Source organism: Nonomuraea sp. NPDC052116 (genome assembly GCF_040680035.1).
In the GTDB taxonomy this organism is placed as follows: Bacteria; Actinomycetota; Actinomycetes; order Streptosporangiales; family Streptosporangiaceae; genus Nonomuraea; species Nonomuraea angiospora_A.
Map to the genome: position 1 here is coordinate 170,226 of NZ_JBFAWA010000024.1, position 19,140 is coordinate 189,365.

The window sequence follows — 19,140 nt, forward strand, 5'->3', positions numbered from 1 at the left end:
TCCTCTGCACTTTCCGACTCGGGAGTCCCCGATCAACCGCGCACAGCGATTCAGCGGAATATCCGAACGCCTGCCAATGGCGCCGATGCCGAACCCTGGCGCCGGGAACGGCCCCACTCTGACCGCCAACGCCCGGCACCGGCAAGCGATCTGCCCCGTCCAATCGTCCAAACATTGTCCAGAGCTATTAGGACAATCGAATCCGCAGGTCAGGAACTTGCGACAGGGATTCTACGTACCGGCGGAATCTTTCCCGGCTCCGCACGATCAGTTCCTACGCCGAGCCCGCCTCGGGGTGTCGCAAGCAATTGCGGACTCCAACAGGCTTCGATCGGCACTCCGTCCCAAACCTCGAGTGCAGCCTCCAGAGCGAGCATCGAGAGGATGTCGGGGGTGCCCACCCGGCCGCGTGGCGCACCGTCCGCGGCCTCGTACCGCAGCGACATGCCGAAGGGGTCGCGGTGCGAGTTCCATCCGGGGAGAGGCGTGTCGAAGCAGGGCTGCAGGTCCCGGCGCACGTACAGGAAGGCAGGCGAGCCGGGACCTCCGTTGAGGTACTTGTAGGTGCAACCGACCGCGAGGTCGACGTCGTGCGCGTCGAGCCCCACGGGCAGGGCGCCCGCGCTGTGGCACAGGTCCCACACCACCAGGGCGCCCGCGGCGTGCGCCGCGGCGGTCACACCAGGCAGGTCATACAGCCTCCCGCTGCGGTAGTCGACGTGGTTGACAAGGGCGACGGCGGTACGAGGGCCGAGGACGGTCCGGAGTTCGCGCGGGTCGACGGCGACCAGACGACGGCCCGTCATCCACGCGGCGGACTCCGCGATGTAACCGTCGGTGGGGAACGTCGTCGCGTCGACGACGATCTCATCGCGTTCCGCGGCGGCCATCCGCACCGCGCCCACCAGCGCCTTGAAGATGTTCACGCTGGTGGAGTCGCCGACCACGACCTGGCCGGAGGCCGCGCCGACCAGCGGGGCGATGCGGTCACCGATCCGTTCGGGCGCCGTCCACCACCCGGATTCCGTCCAGGACCTGATACGCAGCCGCCCCCACTCCCTGGCCACCACGTCGGCCATCCGGCCGGGCACGGTGGCGGGCAGCGCGCCCAGCGAGTTGCCGTCCAGGTAGACGGTGTCGTCGTCGAGGACGAACTCGGCGCGTTTGGCGCGCAACCCGTCCGCCTCGTCGAGCTTGCGGGCCTTCTCCGAGAGGTTCACGAGACGTACGCGATCAGACATGGCTGCGCGCCGTCCACAACTCGGGGAACACGTTCTTCGTGGCCCGGCGCTCCAGCCAGGCCACGCCCGCCGAGCCGCCGGTTCCGGTCTTGGCGCCCATCGCGCGCCGGGTAGCCACGAGATGGTCGTTGCGCCAGCGCCACACCAACTCGCCGATGTCCGTCAGCGCCTCGCCGAGCCGTACCAGGTCGGCGTCCCGGTCGCCGGAGTAGATCTCCGTCCATGCCGCCTCGACCTCGGCGGAGGGCTCGTACCGCTGCGACAGATCCCTTTCCAGCACGACTCGCGGTACGACATGACCGCGCCGCGCGAGCAGATGCAGCACCTCGTCGTACAGGCTCGGCTGGCGCAGCGCCTTCTCCAGTTCCGCGTGGACGCGGGGCGCGCCTCGGTGCGGCACCAGCATGGACGACGACTTCTCGCCGAGCAGGAACTCCATCCGCCGGTACATCGCGGACTGGAATCCGGAGCCCTCGCCGAGCGCGGCCCGGTACGCGTTGAACTCGGCGGGAGTGAGCTGTGACAGCGGCCGCCAGGAGGAGTTCAGCGCCTCCAACTCGCGCACGCTGCGCTTGAGCGCGTCCATCGCGATGGGCAGCCGGTCCTCGCGCAGCGCGCGGCAGGCGGTTTCCCACTCGTGGACGATCACGGTGAACCACAACTCCATGACCTGGGTGGTGACCAGGAACACCATCTCACCAGGGTCGTCGGAGACGGGGCGCTGCAGGTGGGTGAGGACGTCGGCTTGGACATAGTCCTCGTACGGGGTCGTGCCCGCGAAGTCGAGGTTCGGGGACTCCGAACCGATACCGGCTCCTCGGGACGCGGGGGGATGCGACATCGCAGTCTCCTCGAGAGGTGTTACCGGGTAGCGGTCCGCTCCCTTCCTCTCGGCGCTGGAGCTCCGGTCCCCTCGGGTCCGGCCATCTCGGTACGGCCCGGAACCCACGAGGCATCATGCGGGATCGTGTTCCGATATGGCAAGAGTGTTCCCTCAAATGGATCGGGCGAGCCGAGCGTGTACTCGTGCACGAGGACTTCCTCCGCCTGATCGAGGAGACGCTCAGCAGACACAACATGCACCCCGACCAGATCGCGGTGGTGGCCACCTCCGAGCCCAATCCCATCCCTCTGCGCATGGCCTACTGTCGTCCGCGCGTGCCTGGTCTTCCAGACGTTTCATCCAGACCCGCGTTCTGCCGGCTGCTGGTCAGAAATTCCCTATCCCAAGCCGAAGATCGACCCTGGAGTAGGGTCGTGCCTCCTGATCGTCCACTGTCCCTTCTCGTCGGCGCACTGGTCACCCTCGCCTTTATCGGGCTGGCCATCTGCATCGTGCGAACCACCCCCGCCAGTACCCGGGCACGGGTCCTAACGGCGGCGGCGACGCTGATGGCTTCCCTGCCTGCCGTACTGCTCGCCTTGTACGGGTGGTGAGAAAGTGGCTACCCCGCTTGCGGATCACCCAGTGCACTTCCGCAATTTCTGGGGCATGCTCACCCCGCAAGAGCAAAGCACGCTACGCGCTCGTAGTTCGGTGAGCCGTTATGGCAAGGACACGGTCATCGTCGCCGAGGGGACTGCCACCAGCCAGGTGACCGTCATTCGCTCCGGGTGGGCCAAAGGCGCCACGATCAAGGCCGACCGTCCCGTACTGCTGCGGCTGTACGGGCCTGGTGAGCTCATCGGCGTCTCGGCTGCGTTGACTGGCACGGTGCCGGCTGAGACGGTGACGATAACGTGCTACGAGCTGCATGCGATGACTATGTCCGCTCGTAGTTTCGCCGACTTTTACGTCGGGCCTCCGATGCCTCCGCTGCCCTGCATCGCTTGCCGCAGTGGCGGTTGGAGGAGGCTGATCGGCTGCGCACGATCCGCGATTACCCCACCGCTGCGCAGAGACTGGCCGGGCTTCTCGTGGAGCTCTGTCGGCCAGAAAATGACCCGATCCGCCATACCGGTGGCACCATCAGCGTCCCTCCAAGCGGCGCTTCGCTCTCCCAGCAGGACTTAGGGAGCTGGATCGGTGACTCACGCGAGACTGTGGTTCGTGCTCTCGCCAGCCTACGCAGTATGGAACTGACCCGCTCCGGGCTGCCCCGGGCATATCAGGATCACAGATCCGGTTCGGCTTGGCGCATGTGCTGCGGCTGCTGACGCCGGTGCTCCGCCATAATTGTCGACGCTCTGATCAGGTAAGCGAGAACGAGAGCCGGTCGTCAGGCGGCTTTAGAGCCAGTTGGTGGTTGCGGTTAGTGACCGGCTGACGATCCCCGGCCGAGGTAGGAGCCGGAGCTTTTTCTTGAGCACCGAGGAGCCTCGGCACTGCCTCATGGTCTGCCATGCTTCGGCAATGGAGTCTTTGGTGCCGGTGGAACATGAACCCGCACCGACGTGACAGAACACGAAGCCGTCCCGCTCGGGAGGGATCAGCGGGCGCGGCGGACTCGGGCGGCTCGGCGTCGCCGATGAGCACCGGGATGAACCGGACACCCCTCCCCATCAGCGCCGCGTGCTCCTCCATCGTCCTCGGCGAGCGGAACAGCGCCGGGCTGACGACGGTGACGCAGGCCATGGAGTCCCTGATCGCCTTGTCCGGCCGGTGCGGCACCACGTCGCCGGGCAGGACGTCCCACTCGTCGAAGAAGACCCCAATGAATTTCCCGGCCGGAGTCCGCGCTCGGGCGGCGTCCTCGCCGGCGTAGGAAACGAATACGTCGATCAACGTCACCTCCTTCGACCAGCGCCGGGGGAGCGGTCCGCGATTATCCGTACAAGTCCGAACGCAGCCGGTTACCATGACGGCGAGCCGGGCCTGAGGAGGCGCTCGTGCAGGAGCAGGCACTCATCACGACCCGCGAGGAGTTCGGCCAGGCGCTGACCCGGCTGCGCGAATCGGCCGGGGTGTCGGTGCGCCAGGTGGCGGCCAAGGTGGGGGCCGACATCGCCTCCAGCACGCTGGGCGACTGGTTCGCCGGGCGCGGCCTGCCCTCCCTCTCCTCCCGCGACCTGCTGGTCGAGGTCCTGCGGGTGTGCGGGGTGAGCGACGACGCGGCCGTCGAGCAGTGGCTCAACGCCTGGCACCGGGTACGCCGCGCGCCCGGCCGGCGGCCGGCGGGGCCGGAGCCGTACCGGGGGCTGGCGGCCTTCGAGACCGAGCACGCCGAGTGGTTCTTCGGCCGTGCGGCGCTGACCGGGCAGCTCGTCGCCCGCCTGACCGAGCCGGGACTCCGGCTCGTGGTGGGCGCCTCGGGCTCGGGCAAGTCCTCGCTGCTGCGGGCGGGGGTGGTCCCCGCGCTGGGCCGGAGCGCCGCCGTGTTCACGCCGGGGCCGCACCCGATGGACGCGCTGGCGCGGCAGCGGGGCGAGGTGCTGATCGTGGACCAGTTCGAGGAGGTCTTCACGGTCTGCGAGGACCAGGACGAGCGTACGAGGTTCGTCGCGGCGCTGAGCGAGGCGGCGGAGCGGGCGGTGGTCGTGGCCGGCCTGCGCGCCGACTTCTACGGCCAGGCCATGCGCCACCCCGAGCTGCTCGCGGCGATGCGCTCCGGCCAGCTCGTGGTCGGCCCGATGTGTGAGGACGAACTGCGCGCCGCCGTCGTGGAGCCCGCCCGCAAGGCGGGCATAGAGATCGAGAACGGCCTGGTCGAGCTGCTGCTGCGCGAGGTCGCCCCGGCAGGCGCCGACGGCGAGGCGCACGAGGCCGGCACGCTGCCGCTGGTCTCCCACGCCCTGTACGCGATGTGGCGCGAGAGCCAGGGCAGGCGGCTGACCATCGCCGACTACCGCAAGGTCGGCGGCATCGGCAGAGCCGTGGCCGACAGCGCGGAGAAGGTCTACCTGGGCCTGGGCGAACACCGCCAGGAGCTGGCCAGGAGGCTGTTCCTGACGCTCGTCCACGTGGCGTCCGACACCGCAGCCACCCGCAGGAGCATGACGATCGCCGAGGTCCTCGCCGACCACGACCCCGCCGTGGCGGCCGAGGCGGAGGACGTGCTCGACGGCTTCGTGGCCGAGCGCCTGATCACCGTCGACCTCGACAAGGTGCAGATCAGCCATGAGGCCCTGCTCACCGCCTGGCCCCGGCTGGCCGGCTGGCTGGAGAGCGACCGGGCGGGGCTGGTCGCCGGCCGCGACCTGGCCGAGGCCGCGGCGCGGTGGGCGAAGGAAGGGGACGACCCCGGCGCGCTCTACCGCGGCTCGCGGCTGGCCGTGGCCAGTCTCTGGGCCGAGGGCGCCGGACCGCACGCCGCTCCCGGACCGCAGGCCAGGCGCTTCCTGGCGGCGTCCGTCGAACGCCAGGAGGCGGAGGCCGCGGCACGGCGGCGCGGCACCCGGCGGCTGCGCCGGCTCGTGGCCGTGCTGGCGGCGCTGCTGCTGCTGACCACGGTGGCGGTCGTGGTCGCGGTACGCGGGCAGCGCGACATCGGCGACCAGCGCAACGCGGCGCTGTCCGGCAAGGTCGCCAACGAGTCGGTCGCGCTGCGGGCGGGCAACCCGGCACTGGCCGCGCAGCTCGCTCTGGCCGCCCAGCGGCTCACCCCGACCACCGAGTCACGTGGCGCGGTGCTCAGCACGCCGGCCAACCCGTACGCCAACGTGCTGACCGCCCACGCCGGCGCGGTCTACGCGGTGAACTACAGCCCCGACGGCAGGCGCCTGGCCACGGTGGCGCTCGACGGCACGCTGCGGATGTGGGACGTGACCGATCCGCTGCGCCCGGGCGCGCTGTCGTCGGTGGCGGGTGACGCCAAGGGCCTCGCCGCGGCCGCGTTCGCGCCGAATGGAGAGTTGGTGGCCACGGCCGGCAACGACAACACGGCCGACCTGTGGGACGTGCGCGACCCCCGGCACCCCGTGGCGCTGGCCACGATGGGCGGGCACAGCATGGGGATCATCGGGGTGGCCTTCAGCCCCGACGGGACGATGCTGGCGACCGCCTCCTACGACGCCACCACGCTGTTATGGAACGTTACGAATCCCAGCAAACCGTACCTGCAGAGCACGCTCAAAGGCTCTCCCAAGGCGCTGTCGGACGTCGCCTTCAGCCCGGACGGCAGGACGCTGGTCGTCACCGCCTTCTCCAACGACGTCATGCTCTGGGACGTCGGCGACCCGCGCCGCCCCGAACGCCTGCCCGACCTGCGCGGGCACACCGGGGCGGTGCTGGCGGCCGCCTTCCACGGCGACACCCTGGCCACGGGCGGCTTCGACAACACGGTACGGCTGTGGGACCTGCGCGATCCCCGGCACGGCAGGCCCCTGGCCACGCTCTCCGGGCACGAGGACGGCGTGGTCGCCATCGACTTCAGCCCCGACGGCCGCTCCCTGGCCACCGGCAGCTACGACCGCACGATCCGGCTGTGGGACCTGACCGATTTCCGCGCCGACCCGATCGTGATGACGGGGCACTCGAACACCGTCTACACCGTCCGCTACAGCCCCGACGGCCGCGTCCTCGCGTCCGGCGGGCGCGACGACACCGTACGCGTGTGGGACCTGGGCCGGCCCCTGCTCGGCGGCCACCGCGGCACGGTCTACGCGCTGGCCTACAGCCCCGACGGCCGCCTGCTCGCCACGGCCGGTCATCCGGTGATCAAGATCTGGGACGTGTCGGGCGATCCCCGCCCGCTGGCCACGCTCACCGGGCACGCCAACGGCGTCACCGCCGTCGCCTTCGCCCGCAACGGCACGCTCCTGGCCAGCACCGACCTGGACAGCTCGGTACGCCTGTGGGACCTCACCGACCCGGCCCGCCCCCGGCTCCTGTCCGAGACGGCGGCCGGCATCGGCAACATCTTCGCCGCGGCCATCAGCCCCGACGGCAGGAGCCTGGTGGTGGCGGGCGAGAAGTTCGACGTGTACGTCTGGGACATCTCCGACCCCGCGCATCCGGTACGCCGGGCCGTCGCCAAGGGCCACGAGGCCGCCGTCAACGCCGTGGCCTTCAGCCCCGACGGCCGGCTGCTGGCCACCGGCGGCGGCGACCGGACCATCCGCCTGTGGCGCACCGCCGACCTGGCCCCGCTCGGCGTCGCCACAGGCCACGGCGGCACGGTCTACTACCTCGCCTTCGACCGTACGGGCACGCTGCTGGCCAGCGGCAGTGGCGACCGTACGGCCCGGCTCTGGAACGTGCGCTCCCTCGACCGGCCGATCGCCGTCCTGCGGGGCCACGCCGACAGCGTGCAGTCGGTGGCCTTCAGCCGCGACGGCCGCACGCTGGCCACCGCCGGTGACGACCGGACCGCGATGCTCTGGGACATCGCCGACCCGGCCCGAGCGACCGCCCTGGCCACCCTGACCGGGCACCTCGGGCAGGTCAACAAGGCGGCCTTCAGCCCGGACGGCGCCACCCTGGCCACGGTGTCCGGCGACTCGACCGCCCGCCTGTGGCCGGTCGACCCCGGCGCCGCCGCCCGGCGGATCTGCGCGCTCGCCTTCCCGCCGATCACTCCGGCGGAGTGGCGCCAGTATCTGCCGGACGTGCCCTACGACCCACCCTGCCCGGCGGACGCCGCCACCGGCCACCCCGGCGGGCTGACCCCCACCCCGGCGGGCTGACCCCCACCCGCCGCGCCGCCACGACCGCGCCGCCACGACCGCGCCGTCAGGCGGGGCCGACGCTGGTCGCGATCGCGCGACCCAGCTCCTCCGGACGGGTGAACTGCGGCCAGTGGCCCGTGGGCAGGTCGACGTAGTCGACGTGGCGGATCTGGGCGAGCTCCCGTGTGAACGCGAGCGACTGCTCCATCCACTTCTGGATCGTCGCGGTCGAGAACTCGCAGGCGATGACGGTGGCGGGCACCTCGTAGCGGCGCTCGTCGGACAGCCGCACCCGGTCGCTCGCGACCCGCGCCGGCGAGGGGATCGCCCGCTCGCGGAAGGCCGCGCGCAGCTCGTCGTCGAGGTCGACGAGGTCCTCCGCCTCGAAGATCCCCCAGTCGGGCAGCGGGATCTCGCCGTTCTCGACCGGGAGCTCGTCGTTGATGAGCCCGCCGTCGCCGGGAGGCACGCTGTCGACGTAGACGACCCGGGCGACCCGGTCGGGGCGCGCGTCGGTGGCGACGTGCGCGATCGCGCCCCCGCCGGAGTGGCCGACCAGCACCACCTTGCCGCCGGCGGGGTCGAAGGAGTCGATCACCTTGACGACCGCGTCGACGTGGTCGCGCAGGGTGATCTGGGAGCGGTCGGCGTCTTTCGACTCCATGCCGGGCAGCGTGAGCGCGTGGGGCCGGTGGCCGGCCCGCACGAGCGCGGGGACGACCTCGTCCCAGGACGAGCCGTCGAGCCAGAGGCCGGGAATCAGGATGATGTCCATCGCCCCGAGGTTAGAGCAGGTCACCGACAATATTCGATTACTCCCCGGTCAGCCCGTCCACCGACTCCCGGATGAGGTCCGCGTGGCCGTTGTGCCGCGCGTACTCCTCGATCATGTGGCACAGGATCCACCGCAGGCTGGGCGTCTGGCCGTCGGGCCAGCTGCGCTTGGCCAGTTGGCCGAGGTCGCCGTCGGCCAGCGCCTCCGCCACCGCGGACCGCGAGCGGGACACCGCCTCCTGCCAGAGCGCGAAGAGCTGCTCGGGGGAGTCGTCGGCGGCCGAGCGCCAGTCCCAGTCGCGGTCGGACTTCCAGTCCACCGTGTCCCACGGAGGCGGCCACTCTCCGCCGCGCAGCGCCCGGCTGAACCAGTGGCTCTCGACGTAGGCCAGGTGCTTGAGCATCCCGCCCAACGTCATCGACGACACACCGACGGTCGCCTTCAGCCCGCCCGCGTCCAGGTCCGAGCACTTCCATGCCAAAGTCTCGCGCTGATAGTCGAGGAAGCCCAGGAGGGTCGCGGTCTCGTCGGCCGCCAGAGGGGGCTCGTGGCGGCCCTGCTCGTCCAGTTGAGTCACGAGCGCTGAGTCTAGGGGTTCGGCACGCCGCTTCGGGCGGGCGAATCCTGCCGGGACCCTACGCGGCCTCGGGCGGGCGAATCTTGCCGGGACCTTGCCGAATCGGTGGCGGGGAAAGCCGCGCCGTACGTGGTGGACCACGGTGGAATGGGCGATGTCGTGCAGCGCAGGAAGACGGGATGCCGAAGTGCTCGATCGGGTCCGTGAGGCCGCCGGAACGGCGCTGGTGGACGACGTCGGCGCGGTCGTCGCGGCGGCGGCCGCCATGTCCGGGCGGTTCCGGCGCGGTGGCAGGCTGCTGGCTTTCGGCCGGGGCGAGGCCGCCTCGGACGCGGCGCACGTGGCCGTGGAGTTCACCCACCCGGTGATCGTGGGCAAGCGCGCCCTGCCGGCGCTCAGCCTGGGCGCCGAGCCCTCATCCCTGCCGGTGCTGGGACGCCCCCAGGACATCGCCGTGGGGATCCGGCCGCTCGACGGCGACCTGGCCGCCGCCCGCGGGCTCGGCATGCTGACCGTCGCCCTCACGGCGGACGAGGACTGCGCGCAGGCGGAGCACGTGCTGACCGCGCGGAGCACGGATCCGCTGGTCGCGAGGGAGATCCACATCACGATGTACCACCTGCTGTGGGAGCTGGTCCACGTGTTCCAGGAATCGGAGTGCCCCGCGTGAGCGGCGAGCCGGCCGACGAGGAGGTCTGCGACTCCTGCGTGACGTGTGGCGATGTGGCCGTGGCCGTCCGGGTCGTGGGGCTGCTGCCCGACGGGCTGGCGCGTGCCGACACCGGCGCAGGGACCGAGGAGATCAGCGTGGCGTTGGTGGAGGCCCAGGTCGGGGACACCGTGCTGGTGCACGCGGGCGAGGCGATCGCCGTACTCGGAAAGGACGCCCGATGACCGAGACGCTCTACCCGTTCCTGCGGCGCGACCCGCTCGACGTGACGGCGTCCACCGTGGAGAAGGCCCGCGAGAGCCTGGAGCTGCGGCGGCGGGTGCTCGACGAGATGGAGGCCCCGCTGGTGGCGTGCGCGGCGGCGCTGGCCGCCGCCTTCCGCGGCGGCGGGCGGCTGTTCACGTTCGGGAACGGCGGCAGCAGCACCGACGCGCAGTCGGTGGCGGATCTGTTCACCGGGCGCGGGCTGCCCGCGGTGTCGCTGGCGGCCGACACGGCGCTCGTGACGGCGCTCGGCAACGACGTCGGCTTCGAGGTGGTGTTCGCCCGCCAGCTCGCCGCGCTCGGCGGCGAGGGCGACATCGCCTGCGCCCTGTCCACCAGCGGCGGCTCGGCCAACGTGCTGCGCGGCCTGGAGCGGGCCGTGGGCCTGCGGATGGTGACCGTCGGGTTCGCCGGCTCCGGAGGCGGCCGCATGGCGGAGGAGCGGCTGGCCGAGCACCTGTTCGTGGTTCCGTCGTCGTCCGTGCACCGCATCCAGGAGGCGCAGGCGACCCTCTACCACGTGCTGGCCGAGCTGGTGTCGGCCGCCCGCGAGACCTCCTCACACCAGGGTTCAGCAGATGCGGGGTAGCGGGTCGCCCACCAGGACGTCGACCACCCGGGTGCCGCCGAAGGCGGTGCGGAGCAGGACCAGCCCGGCCGGTGCCGCGGCGACGGTCCCGATGATCGCGGCCTCGGCGCCCAGCGGGTGGGAGCGCAGCACCTCGAGGGCCCGCCCGGCGTGCTCGCCGTCGACCACCGTGACGAACCGGCCCTCGCAGGCGACGTAGAGCGGGTCGAGGCCGAGCAGCTCGCAGACGCCGGTGACCTCCGCCCGCACCGGGATGTCGTCCTCCCGCAGGACGACGGCCACCTCCGACGCGTTGGCCACCTCGTTGACGACGGTGGCCACCCCTCCCCGGGTGGCGTCCCTCAGCGTACGGACGTGCTGCGGCATCGCGGCCAGCAGTTCGGCGACGATGGCGTGCAGCGGCGCGGTGTCGGAGACGATCGGCGCCTCGATGCCGAAGTCGTCCCTGGCCAGCATGATGGCGGAGCCGTGCTCCCCGATCGGGCCCGAGACGATGACCGCGTCCCCCGGCCGCGCGTGCGAGGCCGACAGCGTGACCGGCTGCTCGACGAGCCCGATCCCGGCCGTGGTGATGAAGCAGCCGTCGGCCTTGCCGCGCTGGACGACCTTGGTGTCGCCGGTCACGATCGTGACGTCGGCCGCCGCCGCGGCGGCGGCCATCGAGTCGGTGATGCGCCGCAGGTCGGCGACGGGGAAGCCCTCCTCCAGGACGAAGCCGGCCGACAGGTGGGCCGGCCGGGCCCCGCACATGGCCAGGTCGTTCACGGTGCCGTTGACGGCCAGGTCGCCGATGTCCCCGCCGGGGAAGAACAGCGGCGAGACCACGAAGGAGTCGGTGGTGAAGGCCAGGCGCTCGCCGCCCACCCGCAGGAGCGCGCCGTCGTCCAGCGGCGCGAGCAGCGGGTTGCGGAACGCCTCCAGGAAGACGGCCTCGATCAACGTGTGGGTGGCCTTGCCCCCGGCGCCGTGGGCGAGCGTGATGCGCTCCTCCCTGACGACGGGCTTGCGCCGCCGGATCCGCTCGATGCGGGCGAGCACCTGCTGTTCGCGGTTCATGTCCGGCTCGCCTCCTCGGCCAGCGGCCCGCCGGCGGAGGTCGCGCGCATCTCCTCCCGGCTGAAGCGCCCGAAGTTGTAGTACGCGGCGCACGCGCCCTCCGAGGAGACCATGCAGGTGCCGATCGGCGTCTCCGGGGTGCACGCGGTGCCGAACACCTTGCACTCCCACGGCTTGAGCACGCCCTTGAGCACCTCGCCGCACTGGCACGACCGCGGGTCGGCGACTCGGACCCCGGGCAGGTCGAAGACGCGTTCGGCGTCGAAGCGGGCGTACTCGTCCGACATGGCGAGGGCGGAGTGCGCGATGAACCCCAGCCCGCGCCACTCGAAGTGCGGTCGCAGCCGCATGACCCGGCCCATGGCCGACAGCGCGATGCGGTTGCCCTGCCACGGCACGACGCGGGAGTACTGGTTCTCCACCTCGCAGCGGCCCTCGGCGAGCTGCGTCAGCAGGCGGTGCACCGCGTCGAGGATGTCCAGCGGCTCGAACCCGGCGACCACCAGCGGCTTGCCGTGGTCGCGGGCGATGAACTCGTACGGCTGGCAGCCGATCACCGCCGACACGTGGCCCGGCCCGATGAACCCGTCGAGCCGCAGGTCCGGCGAGTCGAGGATGGCCTTGATCGCCGGAATGATCATGACGTGGTTGCAGAAGACGGAGAAGTTGGCCAGCCCTTCGGCCTCCGCGCGCAGCACGGTCATGGCCGTGGACGGCGCCGTGGTCTCGAAGCCGATGGCCATGAAGACGACCCTGCGGTCCGGGTTGGCCCGCGCGATCTTGAGCGCGTCCAGCGGCGAGTACACCATCCGGATGTCGGCCCCCGCCGCCTTGGCGTCCAGGAACGAGCCCTCCCCACCGGGCACCCGCATCATGTCGCCGAACGACGTCATGATCACGTCCGGCTGACGCGCGATGTGGATGGCGTCGTCCACCCGGCCCATCGGGATCACGCAGACCGGGCAGCCGGGGCCGTGCACGAGGTTCACCTCGGCCGGCAGGTGGTCCTCCAGGCCGTGCTTGTAGATGGTGTGCGTGTGACCGCCGCACACCTCCATGAACGTGTATCGGCGCCCCGGCCGGCAGCGGGCGGCGATCTGCGTGGCGAGCGCCCGCGCCGTGCCCGCGTCGCGGTACTCATCGACGAACCGCATCAGAGGTCCTTCCTAGGCGATGTCCGAGGCGCGCAGCGCGTCGAGTTCGTCCTCGTACGCCTGCCCGAGCCCGTTGAGGTAGTCGAGCACTGCCTGCGCCTCCAGCTCGGAGATCTTGGACAGGGCGAACCCGACGTGCACGAGCACCCAGTCGCCGGGCGCGAGCGCCTCGTCGGCGAGCAGGCCGACGTTGATGCGCCGGCGCACGCCGCTGACGTCCACCACGGCGAGGTCCTCGTGTTCGGGCAGGCGCTCGACGAGCTCACCTGGAATGCCAAGGCACACCGGACACCTCCCCGCCGGAAGCGCCTGACGTGGCGAAGGTGAGCGACTCCAGGACCAGCTCCTCGCCACCGCTGATGTCGACGCCGTCGTCGCCGCAGCCCGGGCAGACCGCCAGCGTGTCGACCGACTCGGAGTGCTCGCCGCAGTTGCGGCAGCCGACCGTCATCGGCGTGATGACGAGCTCCACCACCGCGTCCTGCACGGCCGTGCCGGCCGCGGCCAGCGTGAACGCCTGCCCGAAGGCCTCGTCGACGACGGCGTGCCGGGCGCCGACGCGTACCCGGGCGGCCGCGACCGCCCTGCCTCCCGCCTGCTGCTCGATCAGCTCGACGAGCCCCTCGCACATCCCGATCTCATGCATGCTGCCCCTACATTCGCTCCATCTTGATGTATCGCCGGATGTCCGGCCACAGGCGGATGACGACCAGCGCCACCCCGCAGAGCACGACCAGCTTCACCGTGCGCGACTTCCACATCTCACATCACCTCACCGTGGGTGCCGGATCGCGGGCGTCCGGAGTGGCACTTTCCGCAATCATGTCCATAACCAGGGACTTCACTAGGCCGGCCGCCTCGCCGACCATCGCGCGCACCGGCGCGCTCAGCTCGAACGGGTCCTCCTCGACCGACGCCGGCTCGCAGCAGACGACCCGCACCCGCGCGGGGAGCCGGCCGAGCTGCCTGGCCAGCCGCAGGACCCGGACCGGGTCCATGCCGTGCGTCTCCACCGACGCGTCGTCCCCGTCCGGCAGTTCGGGTTCGAGGACGGTGAGCGTGCCGGGAGCCAGGCCGCGCAGGGCGGCGTCCACGAAGACCACGCCCGTGTAGTCCCGTTGCAGGGCGTAGGCCAGGTCCATGCCGCGGATGCCGAAGTCGACGACCTCCATGCCCGGTACGCCCGCCTGCCCGGCCAGATGGCGGGCTACCTCGACGCCGAACCCGTCATCCCCCAGGAACACGTTGCCGATCCCGGCCACCAGGACGCGGCCGGGGACCGGGCGGCCGTCCTGCTCCGCGAGGGGCTCGATCTCCTCGGCGGAGTAGAAGAACCGGTGCCCGGGCAGCCGGGCCTCGCCCAGGTCACGCCCGGGATCGTCGTCGAGCGTGACCGCGATGTGGAAGGCGCCCTCGTCGTCCTGCTCCACGCTCTCCACGACGGCCACGCGGCCGTCGAGCACGAGGTCGAAGACGTCGGCCTGCGCGCGGGGCCGCAGCCGTACCCGGCTGCCCGGCCCGACCGGCACGCCGGCGATGACGATCTCGGCCGGGCCGCGGCCCGCCATCCGGGTCCAGAATCCAGTCATTCGGGTGGCTCCGTCCTGCGCATGATGCCGTGCAACCGCATCAGGTCGTCGGGTGTGAGGGAGTCGCAGCGGTCGAGGATCGCGCGGGCGCGCGGGTCCCCGTGGCGGATCTCCTCGCGTTCCCGGTCGCTGAGGGCGAGCACGCTCAGCGTGAGGAGCTGGTCGATCTCGGTCGCGTCGAAGAGGTCGCCGGGGCTCTCCGGCGAGATCCGCGGGTGGTCGTAGAGGATGATCGGCGCGGACAGCACGGTGTGCCGGTCGCCCTCCGGCCCGGCGAGCACCGGCCAGACGCCGGCGTTGTCGCAGTCCGCCGCCTCCGCCCGCAGCTCCTCCGGCGGGTCCATGAGGGAGACGAACCTCGCCCGCGGCGCGCGCAGCACGGTGTGCGCGGAGACCAGCGTGCGCCGCATGGCCTCCTCGCGGCCGCCCCCGGGCCAGGGCGTGGTGTTGACCACCTCGACCGTGATCCGGAACAGGTCCGGGCGCAGCCGCCGCGCGCTCGCCTCGATCCGGCCGTTCAGCTCCCGCCAGCCGCCTTCGGGAGACTGATCCCGTGCGGGGATGTCGATCTTCTCGATGACCGGGCCGTGCAACAGGTCCTCCAGGACCAGGCTCGGCATGCTCACCTCACGCTCCTGGGCCTCCTCGCCGGTCGCCTCCGGCTCCCCGGCGCGGAGCCGGGTGACGACGTGCAGGAAGCGCACGGACACGTCGACGAGGTCGCGGGGCCCGGCTTCGAGCAGGCACTCGGTACGCGTCAGCCACGGGTTGCCGTCGTTGGCCCGTCCGTACGCCTCGGGGTGGACGCCGCCGATCGTCCAGCGGTGCCGGTTCTTCAGCGACGACTCCCGGTACGGCCACAGCAGGTAGCCCTCGTACAGCACGGCCTGCGCGATCTGCCTGACAGGGTCCATGGGGAATCAGCCTCCGCCCGTCTCCAGCAGCGACCGCACCGCGTCGTCCCAGCCGGGCAGGGTGTGCCGGACCCGGTGCGCGTACAGGCGGTCGAACGTGCCGCGCTCCAGCCGGATCCAGGCGGTGTCCGGGAAGTGGCGGTCCATGAGGTCCTTCCAGACCGTCACCGGCATGCGGAAGTCCGCCTCGGTGTCCCACGGCAGGCAGGCCGCCTGCAGGCGCCCGTCGTCGAGATAGAAGACGGTCCCGGTGAACAGGAACCGCAGCGGCACCTCGCCGTCCGGCAGGCCGTGCAGGTACTTGGCCGCGGCCACGTCGAAGTCGTAGGTGCACGCGACCGTGACCGGCGTGGTCGTGCCGCCGGTGAAGGCCGGGACGTGGGTGACGGTCTGCGTCCACAGCAGGCTGGACAGGTTGCGTCCCCAGTCCTCGGGCGGGCCGAACAGCTCCTTGAGCCGCTCCGGCGCCTGCCCGTCGTAGCCGCGTGCGGCGGCGTCGATGCGGATCTGCGTGGCCAGCGTGATCGCCTGGACCGGAGTGTCCGACCGCAGGTCGAGCCGGAAACACAGAGCGGGCGCGACGGCGGGCGTGGCGGGCTCGACGTCGCGCACCTCGATCCGCAGAACCGGTGTGGTCGGCGGCATCACGCGGGCGACAGGTTGGGCATGTCGGGGTCGATCGGGTCGTGCATGTGCGGGTTGACGCCGGTCGAGCGCCTGGCCGTGGAGCGGCCGTCGGGCAGGTGGCCCTTCTGCCTGCCGTAGCCGCCCGGCGCGTTGCCCTCGGCCACGCCCTTGACGTGGGAGGGGGCGTCGGGGCGCACGTCGCGCCGCCCGGTCTTGATCGTCGACTTCTTGTTCACGCGGGACTCCTGTCGTTGCCGGTGGCCGGTACGGTGACGGACCGGCCGCCGAGGTCGGTGAAGAATCGGGTGATGTGCTCGCGTACGTCCTTGCCGCCCGTCAGGCCCCGCCAGTGCGCGCGGATGGCTCCGACGAGCGCGTAGCAGTCGTCCACCGGCACGATCCAGGCCTCACGGTCGACGAGCAGGGCCTCGACGTCCGGCTCCAGCCGCCGCAGCACCGGGTTGTCGCGCCGCAGCAGCTCCCAGGCGGTCCGGTCGGCGGGCGCCCGCACGGCCCCGGCCGGGCTCGGGTAGTACAGGACCGGGTCGCCGGTGTCCGAGTCGTGGATCAGGAACACCGTGCGCACCGGGGCCCGCAGCCGGGCCCAGGCCCCCTCCTCCAGGCGGAAGCCGCTCAGCCGCCAGCGGCGCTCGGGCACCAGCCGGTAGTGCCCGCCGCCGGCCGCCGCGTGGTCGAACAGCACCTGGCAGGCGCGGCACGCGCAGCGCAGCTCGCGCCCGGCCAGCTCCAGCAGGTGGCGGTGGACGGGCGGCAGCGGCTCGGCGCACAGCTCGCAGCGCTGCGTGCGCGGTTCACGCCGGACGGGCTCGACCGCCTGCGCGGCGAGCCGGCGCAGCAGGCCCGTCATGGCACCGGGGCCCGCGAGGCGGGGCGGACGGTCAGGCTCTCGACCGGGATCAGGGCCGCGTCCGCGACCTCGATCTCGACCCGCTCGATCTCCGGGGCCGCCTCGCGCACCGCGTCCCGGAGGGCCGAGGCCGTCCCGGCCGCCGAGGAGCGGCAGCCGGTCGGGCGGAAGCGCAGCCGTACCAGGTCGCCCTCGACGGAGAGCAGGTCGGCGGCGCCGGCCAGCGCCTGCTCCACCCGGGTCCGGGTGTCCAGCGGGTGCAGATCGTGCAGCAGGAGCAGGGGCGAGACCAGCTCGTCGGCGCCCAGGCGGGCCGCCGCCTCGTCGCCCACGAGTGCCATGACCCGTGCCAGGCCCTCGCCGTACAGGCCGAGCACCTCCGCGACGAGCTCCGTGGCGGCCGCGTCGGCCTTGTCGAGCAGGGATTCGATCCTGCGGACGCGCTCGTTCATCAGCCGGAGACGCTCGCGCCGAACGTGGGCGAGTGCACCTGCTTGAGCACCTTGCCATCGCCCAGGTACATGTGCACCCCGCAGGGCAGGCACGGGTCGAAGCTGCGCACGGTACGCATGATGTCGATGCCCTTGAACGAGTCGGCGCCGTTCTCCTCGAAGATCGGCAGCCCCTGCACCGCGTCCTCGTACGGGCCCGGCGTGCCGTACTTGTCGCGCGGGCTGGCGTTCCACGGCGTCGGCGGGTACGGGTGGTAGTTGGCGATCTTCCCGTCGCGGATCACCACGTGGTGCGACAGCACGCCGCGCACCGCCTCGTGGAAGCCGCAGCCGATCGCCTCGTCCGGCACCTCGAAGTCGGTGAACACCTGCGTGCGCCCGGCCCTGACCTCGCCCATCGCCTGCTCGTAGAAGTGGACGGCCATCGCCGCCGCGTACGCCACGAAGTAGACGCGGGCGCGGTTGCGCTCGATGGTGTTGGCCCAGCGCGGGATCTTCCACTCCAGCCGCGTCTCCGGGAAGGCGGCGCTCTTGGGCAGGTTGATCTCGACGCTCTGGCCGGTGGCCCGCACCGTGCCGGTGTCGACGAGCCCGGCCAGCGCCGTGGTCCACAGCCGGGCCAGCGGGCCGCCGCCGGTGTCGAGCGCCAGGTGGTCGCCGGTGCGCTGGTCGTACCAGCGCGGGCTCATCACCCAGCTGTAGTTGCCGTTCTCCAGGTCGCGCTTCTGCGGCTTGGGCAGGGTCGTCTGGTTCCACGGGTGGCGCTGGTCCACCGGGTTGCCCAGCGGGTCGTGGGTGACGAACGTCTCCTCGGCCTGCCAGTCGTCGTAGTACGAGCTGCCCAGCAGGATCCTGATGCCGAGGTTGATGTCCACCAGGTTCGTCGTGATCAGCTCGTTGTCCACCACGATGCCCGGCGTGACGAACATCCGGCGGCCCCAGTCGTTCATGTTCCGGTAGTCGTAGTCGACGACCTCCGGGTCCTGGAACGCGCCCCAGCAGCCGAGCATCACGCGCCGGCGGCCGACCTCCTCGTAGCCGGGCATGGCCTCGTAGAAGAAGTCGAAGAGGTCGTCGTTCATCGGGACGGACCGCTTGACGAAGTCGAGGACCCGCAGCAGCCGCACCATGTAGTCGGTGAACACCTGAGGGGTGGCCACGGTGCCCACGCCGCCGGGGTACAGCGTGGACGGGTGCACGTGCCGGCCCTCCATCAGGCAGCACATCTCCCTGGTGACCCGGCTCACCTGCAGCGCCTCGCGGTACAGGTCACCGGTGAACGGGTTGCACGCGCGCATGATGTCGGCGATCGTCCGGTAACCGTGGATCGCGGAGTTGGGCGCCTGGGTCGTCTCGGCCCGGCGCAGCAGGCTCGGGTTCGTCTCCTTGACCATCTGCTCGCAGTAGTCGACGAAGACGAGATTGTCCTGGAAGAGCGTGTGGTCGAACATGTACTCGGCGGCTTCGCCCAGGTTGATGATCCACTCACCGAGTGGAGGGGGCTTGATGCCGTACGCCATGTTCTGCGCGTAGATCGAGCAGACCGCGTGGTTGTCACCGCAGATGCCGCAGATGCGGCTGGTGATGAAGTGGGCGTCGCGCGGGTCCTTGCCCCTCATGAACACGCTGTAGCCGCGGAACAGCGACGAGGTGCTCTTGCACTCGACGACCTCGCGGTTCTTGAAATCGATCTTCGTGTAGATGCCCAGGTTCCCGATGATCCTGGTGATCGGGTCCCAGGACATCTCCACCAGCTCGCGGGGCTCGCCCTTGAGCTTCTTCTCACCTGCCGTACGGATGGCCACCTCGCCGCTCTCC

At 71.5% G+C, this 19,140-nt stretch carries 23 protein-coding genes; 7 read left to right on the plus strand and 16 right to left on the minus strand.

The window, feature by feature from the left end:
• Positions 1-209: 209 nt before the first annotated feature.
• Both AB0L65_RS38930 and AB0L65_RS38935 read right to left on the minus strand, forming a co-directional pair.
• Complete coding sequence (locus tag AB0L65_RS38930) at positions 210-1,220, minus strand: aminotransferase class V-fold PLP-dependent enzyme (RefSeq protein ID WP_364256280.1); 1,011 nt, start codon at positions 1,218-1,220, stop codon at positions 210-212.
• A gap of 13 nt (positions 1,221-1,233) precedes the next feature.
• Positions 1,234-2,082 (minus strand): tryptophan 2,3-dioxygenase family protein, encoded by an 849-nt coding sequence (locus AB0L65_RS38935; protein WP_364256283.1) that lies wholly within the window; start codon positions 2,080-2,082, stop codon positions 1,234-1,236.
• A gap of 185 nt (positions 2,083-2,267) precedes the next feature.
• Between AB0L65_RS38935 and AB0L65_RS38940 the strand changes: the two genes are divergently transcribed.
• Genes AB0L65_RS38940 through AB0L65_RS38950 form a run of 3 tightly spaced genes read left to right on the plus strand, consistent with a single transcriptional unit; the run spans position 2,268 to position 3,398 of the window.
• Positions 2,268-2,678 carry a hypothetical protein gene (locus AB0L65_RS38940; RefSeq protein ID WP_364256286.1) on the plus strand — a complete coding sequence of 137 codons (411 nt, stop codon included), beginning with the start codon at positions 2,268-2,270 and terminating at the stop codon, positions 2,676-2,678.
• A 55-nt stretch (positions 2,679-2,733) separates the two neighbouring features.
• Positions 2,734-3,255: a cyclic nucleotide-binding domain-containing protein gene (locus AB0L65_RS38945; RefSeq protein WP_364256397.1), complete on the plus strand. Its 522-nt coding sequence runs from the start codon at positions 2,734-2,736 to the stop codon at positions 3,253-3,255.
• On the plus strand, positions 3,144-3,398 hold the full coding sequence (locus tag AB0L65_RS38950; protein ID WP_364256400.1) for a helix-turn-helix domain-containing protein: 255 nt from the start codon (positions 3,144-3,146) through the stop codon (positions 3,396-3,398). The genes AB0L65_RS38945 and AB0L65_RS38950 overlap by 112 nt, the downstream gene beginning before the upstream one ends.
• A 34-nt stretch (positions 3,399-3,432) precedes the next feature.
• Here the strand turns inward: AB0L65_RS38950 and AB0L65_RS38955 are convergent, their stop codons facing one another.
• Complete coding sequence (locus AB0L65_RS38955; protein WP_364256289.1) at positions 3,433-3,966, minus strand: toll/interleukin-1 receptor domain-containing protein; 534 nt, start codon at positions 3,964-3,966, stop codon at positions 3,433-3,435.
• 104 nt (positions 3,967-4,070) lie between these two features.
• Between AB0L65_RS38955 and AB0L65_RS38960 the strand changes: the two genes are divergently transcribed.
• Positions 4,071-7,805, plus strand: coding sequence for a helix-turn-helix domain-containing protein (locus AB0L65_RS38960; protein WP_364256292.1), 3,735 nt, complete (start codon positions 4,071-4,073; stop codon positions 7,803-7,805).
• 46 nt (positions 7,806-7,851) lie between these two features.
• Here the strand turns inward: AB0L65_RS38960 and AB0L65_RS38965 are convergent, their stop codons facing one another.
• Complete coding sequence (locus AB0L65_RS38965; RefSeq protein WP_364256294.1) at positions 7,852-8,562, minus strand: alpha/beta hydrolase; 711 nt, start codon at positions 8,560-8,562, stop codon at positions 7,852-7,854.
• A gap of 37 nt (positions 8,563-8,599) precedes the next feature.
• Positions 8,600-9,139, minus strand: coding sequence for a DinB family protein (locus AB0L65_RS38970; RefSeq protein WP_364256297.1), 540 nt, complete (start codon positions 9,137-9,139; stop codon positions 8,600-8,602).
• Between the two features lie 187 nt (positions 9,140-9,326).
• Between AB0L65_RS38970 and AB0L65_RS38975 the strand changes: the two genes are divergently transcribed.
• From AB0L65_RS38975 to AB0L65_RS38985, 3 genes are read left to right on the plus strand one after another with little or no spacing between them, the layout of a single operon-like run.
• Positions 9,327-9,809: a phosphoheptose isomerase gene (locus tag AB0L65_RS38975; protein WP_364256300.1), complete on the plus strand. Its 483-nt coding sequence runs from the start codon at positions 9,327-9,329 to the stop codon at positions 9,807-9,809.
• Positions 9,806-10,033, plus strand: a complete 228-nt coding sequence (locus AB0L65_RS38980; protein WP_350737809.1) for a HypC/HybG/HupF family hydrogenase formation chaperone — start codon at positions 9,806-9,808, stop codon at positions 10,031-10,033. Before AB0L65_RS38975 ends, AB0L65_RS38980 begins: the two co-directional genes overlap by 4 nt.
• The gene (locus AB0L65_RS38985; protein WP_364256303.1) at positions 10,030-10,662 is read left to right on the plus strand and encodes an SIS domain-containing protein; all 633 of its coding nucleotides are present in this window, start codon (positions 10,030-10,032) and stop codon (positions 10,660-10,662) included. Before AB0L65_RS38980 ends, AB0L65_RS38985 begins: the two co-directional genes overlap by 4 nt.
• On the opposite strand, the gene hypE is transcribed toward AB0L65_RS38985, so the two are convergent.
• The 11 genes from hypE to AB0L65_RS39040 all read right to left on the minus strand — a co-directional run bounded on the left by hypE (position 10,645) and on the right by AB0L65_RS39040 (position 19,127).
• Entirely contained in the window at positions 10,645-11,718 is a 1,074-nt protein-coding gene (gene hypE / locus AB0L65_RS38990) for a hydrogenase expression/formation protein HypE (protein ID WP_364256306.1), read from the minus strand. The two genes, AB0L65_RS38985 and hypE, sit on opposite strands and share 18 nt — an antisense overlap.
• On the minus strand, positions 11,715-12,872 hold the full coding sequence (gene hypD, locus AB0L65_RS38995; RefSeq protein ID WP_364256309.1) for a hydrogenase formation protein HypD: 1,158 nt from the start codon (positions 12,870-12,872) through the stop codon (positions 11,715-11,717). The genes hypE and hypD overlap by 4 nt, the downstream gene beginning before the upstream one ends.
• A 12-nt stretch (positions 12,873-12,884) precedes the next feature.
• On the minus strand, positions 12,885-13,157 hold the full coding sequence (locus AB0L65_RS39000) for a HypC/HybG/HupF family hydrogenase formation chaperone (protein WP_364256312.1): 273 nt from the start codon (positions 13,155-13,157) through the stop codon (positions 12,885-12,887).
• Positions 13,135-13,518, minus strand: a complete 384-nt coding sequence (locus AB0L65_RS39005; protein ID WP_364256315.1) for a hydrogenase maturation nickel metallochaperone HypA — start codon at positions 13,516-13,518, stop codon at positions 13,135-13,137. Before AB0L65_RS39005 ends, AB0L65_RS39000 begins: the two co-directional genes overlap by 23 nt.
• A gap of 121 nt (positions 13,519-13,639) precedes the next feature.
• Positions 13,640-14,461, minus strand: a complete 822-nt coding sequence (locus AB0L65_RS39010; protein WP_364256318.1) for a hydrogenase maturation protease — start codon at positions 14,459-14,461, stop codon at positions 13,640-13,642.
• Positions 14,458-15,375 carry a hypothetical protein gene (locus AB0L65_RS39015; RefSeq protein ID WP_364256321.1) on the minus strand — a complete coding sequence of 306 codons (918 nt, stop codon included), beginning with the start codon at positions 15,373-15,375 and terminating at the stop codon, positions 14,458-14,460. The genes AB0L65_RS39010 and AB0L65_RS39015 overlap by 4 nt, the downstream gene beginning before the upstream one ends.
• Positions 15,376-15,381: 6 nt before the next feature.
• Complete coding sequence (locus tag AB0L65_RS39020; RefSeq protein ID WP_364256324.1) at positions 15,382-16,020, minus strand: DUF6084 family protein; 639 nt, start codon at positions 16,018-16,020, stop codon at positions 15,382-15,384.
• Positions 16,020-16,238, minus strand: coding sequence for a hypothetical protein (locus tag AB0L65_RS39025; protein ID WP_364256327.1), 219 nt, complete (start codon positions 16,236-16,238; stop codon positions 16,020-16,022). Before AB0L65_RS39025 ends, AB0L65_RS39020 begins: the two co-directional genes overlap by 1 nt.
• Positions 16,235-16,870, minus strand: coding sequence for a DUF5947 family protein (locus AB0L65_RS39030; protein WP_364256330.1), 636 nt, complete (start codon positions 16,868-16,870; stop codon positions 16,235-16,237). The genes AB0L65_RS39025 and AB0L65_RS39030 overlap by 4 nt, the downstream gene beginning before the upstream one ends.
• Positions 16,867-17,322 (minus strand): hypothetical protein, encoded by a 456-nt coding sequence (locus AB0L65_RS39035; protein WP_364256333.1) that lies wholly within the window; start codon positions 17,320-17,322, stop codon positions 16,867-16,869. Before AB0L65_RS39035 ends, AB0L65_RS39030 begins: the two co-directional genes overlap by 4 nt.
• Positions 17,322-19,127 carry a nickel-dependent hydrogenase large subunit gene (locus AB0L65_RS39040; protein ID WP_364256336.1) on the minus strand — a complete coding sequence of 602 codons (1,806 nt, stop codon included), beginning with the start codon at positions 19,125-19,127 and terminating at the stop codon, positions 17,322-17,324. Before AB0L65_RS39040 ends, AB0L65_RS39035 begins: the two co-directional genes overlap by 1 nt.
• Positions 19,128-19,140: the final 13 nt, after the last annotated feature.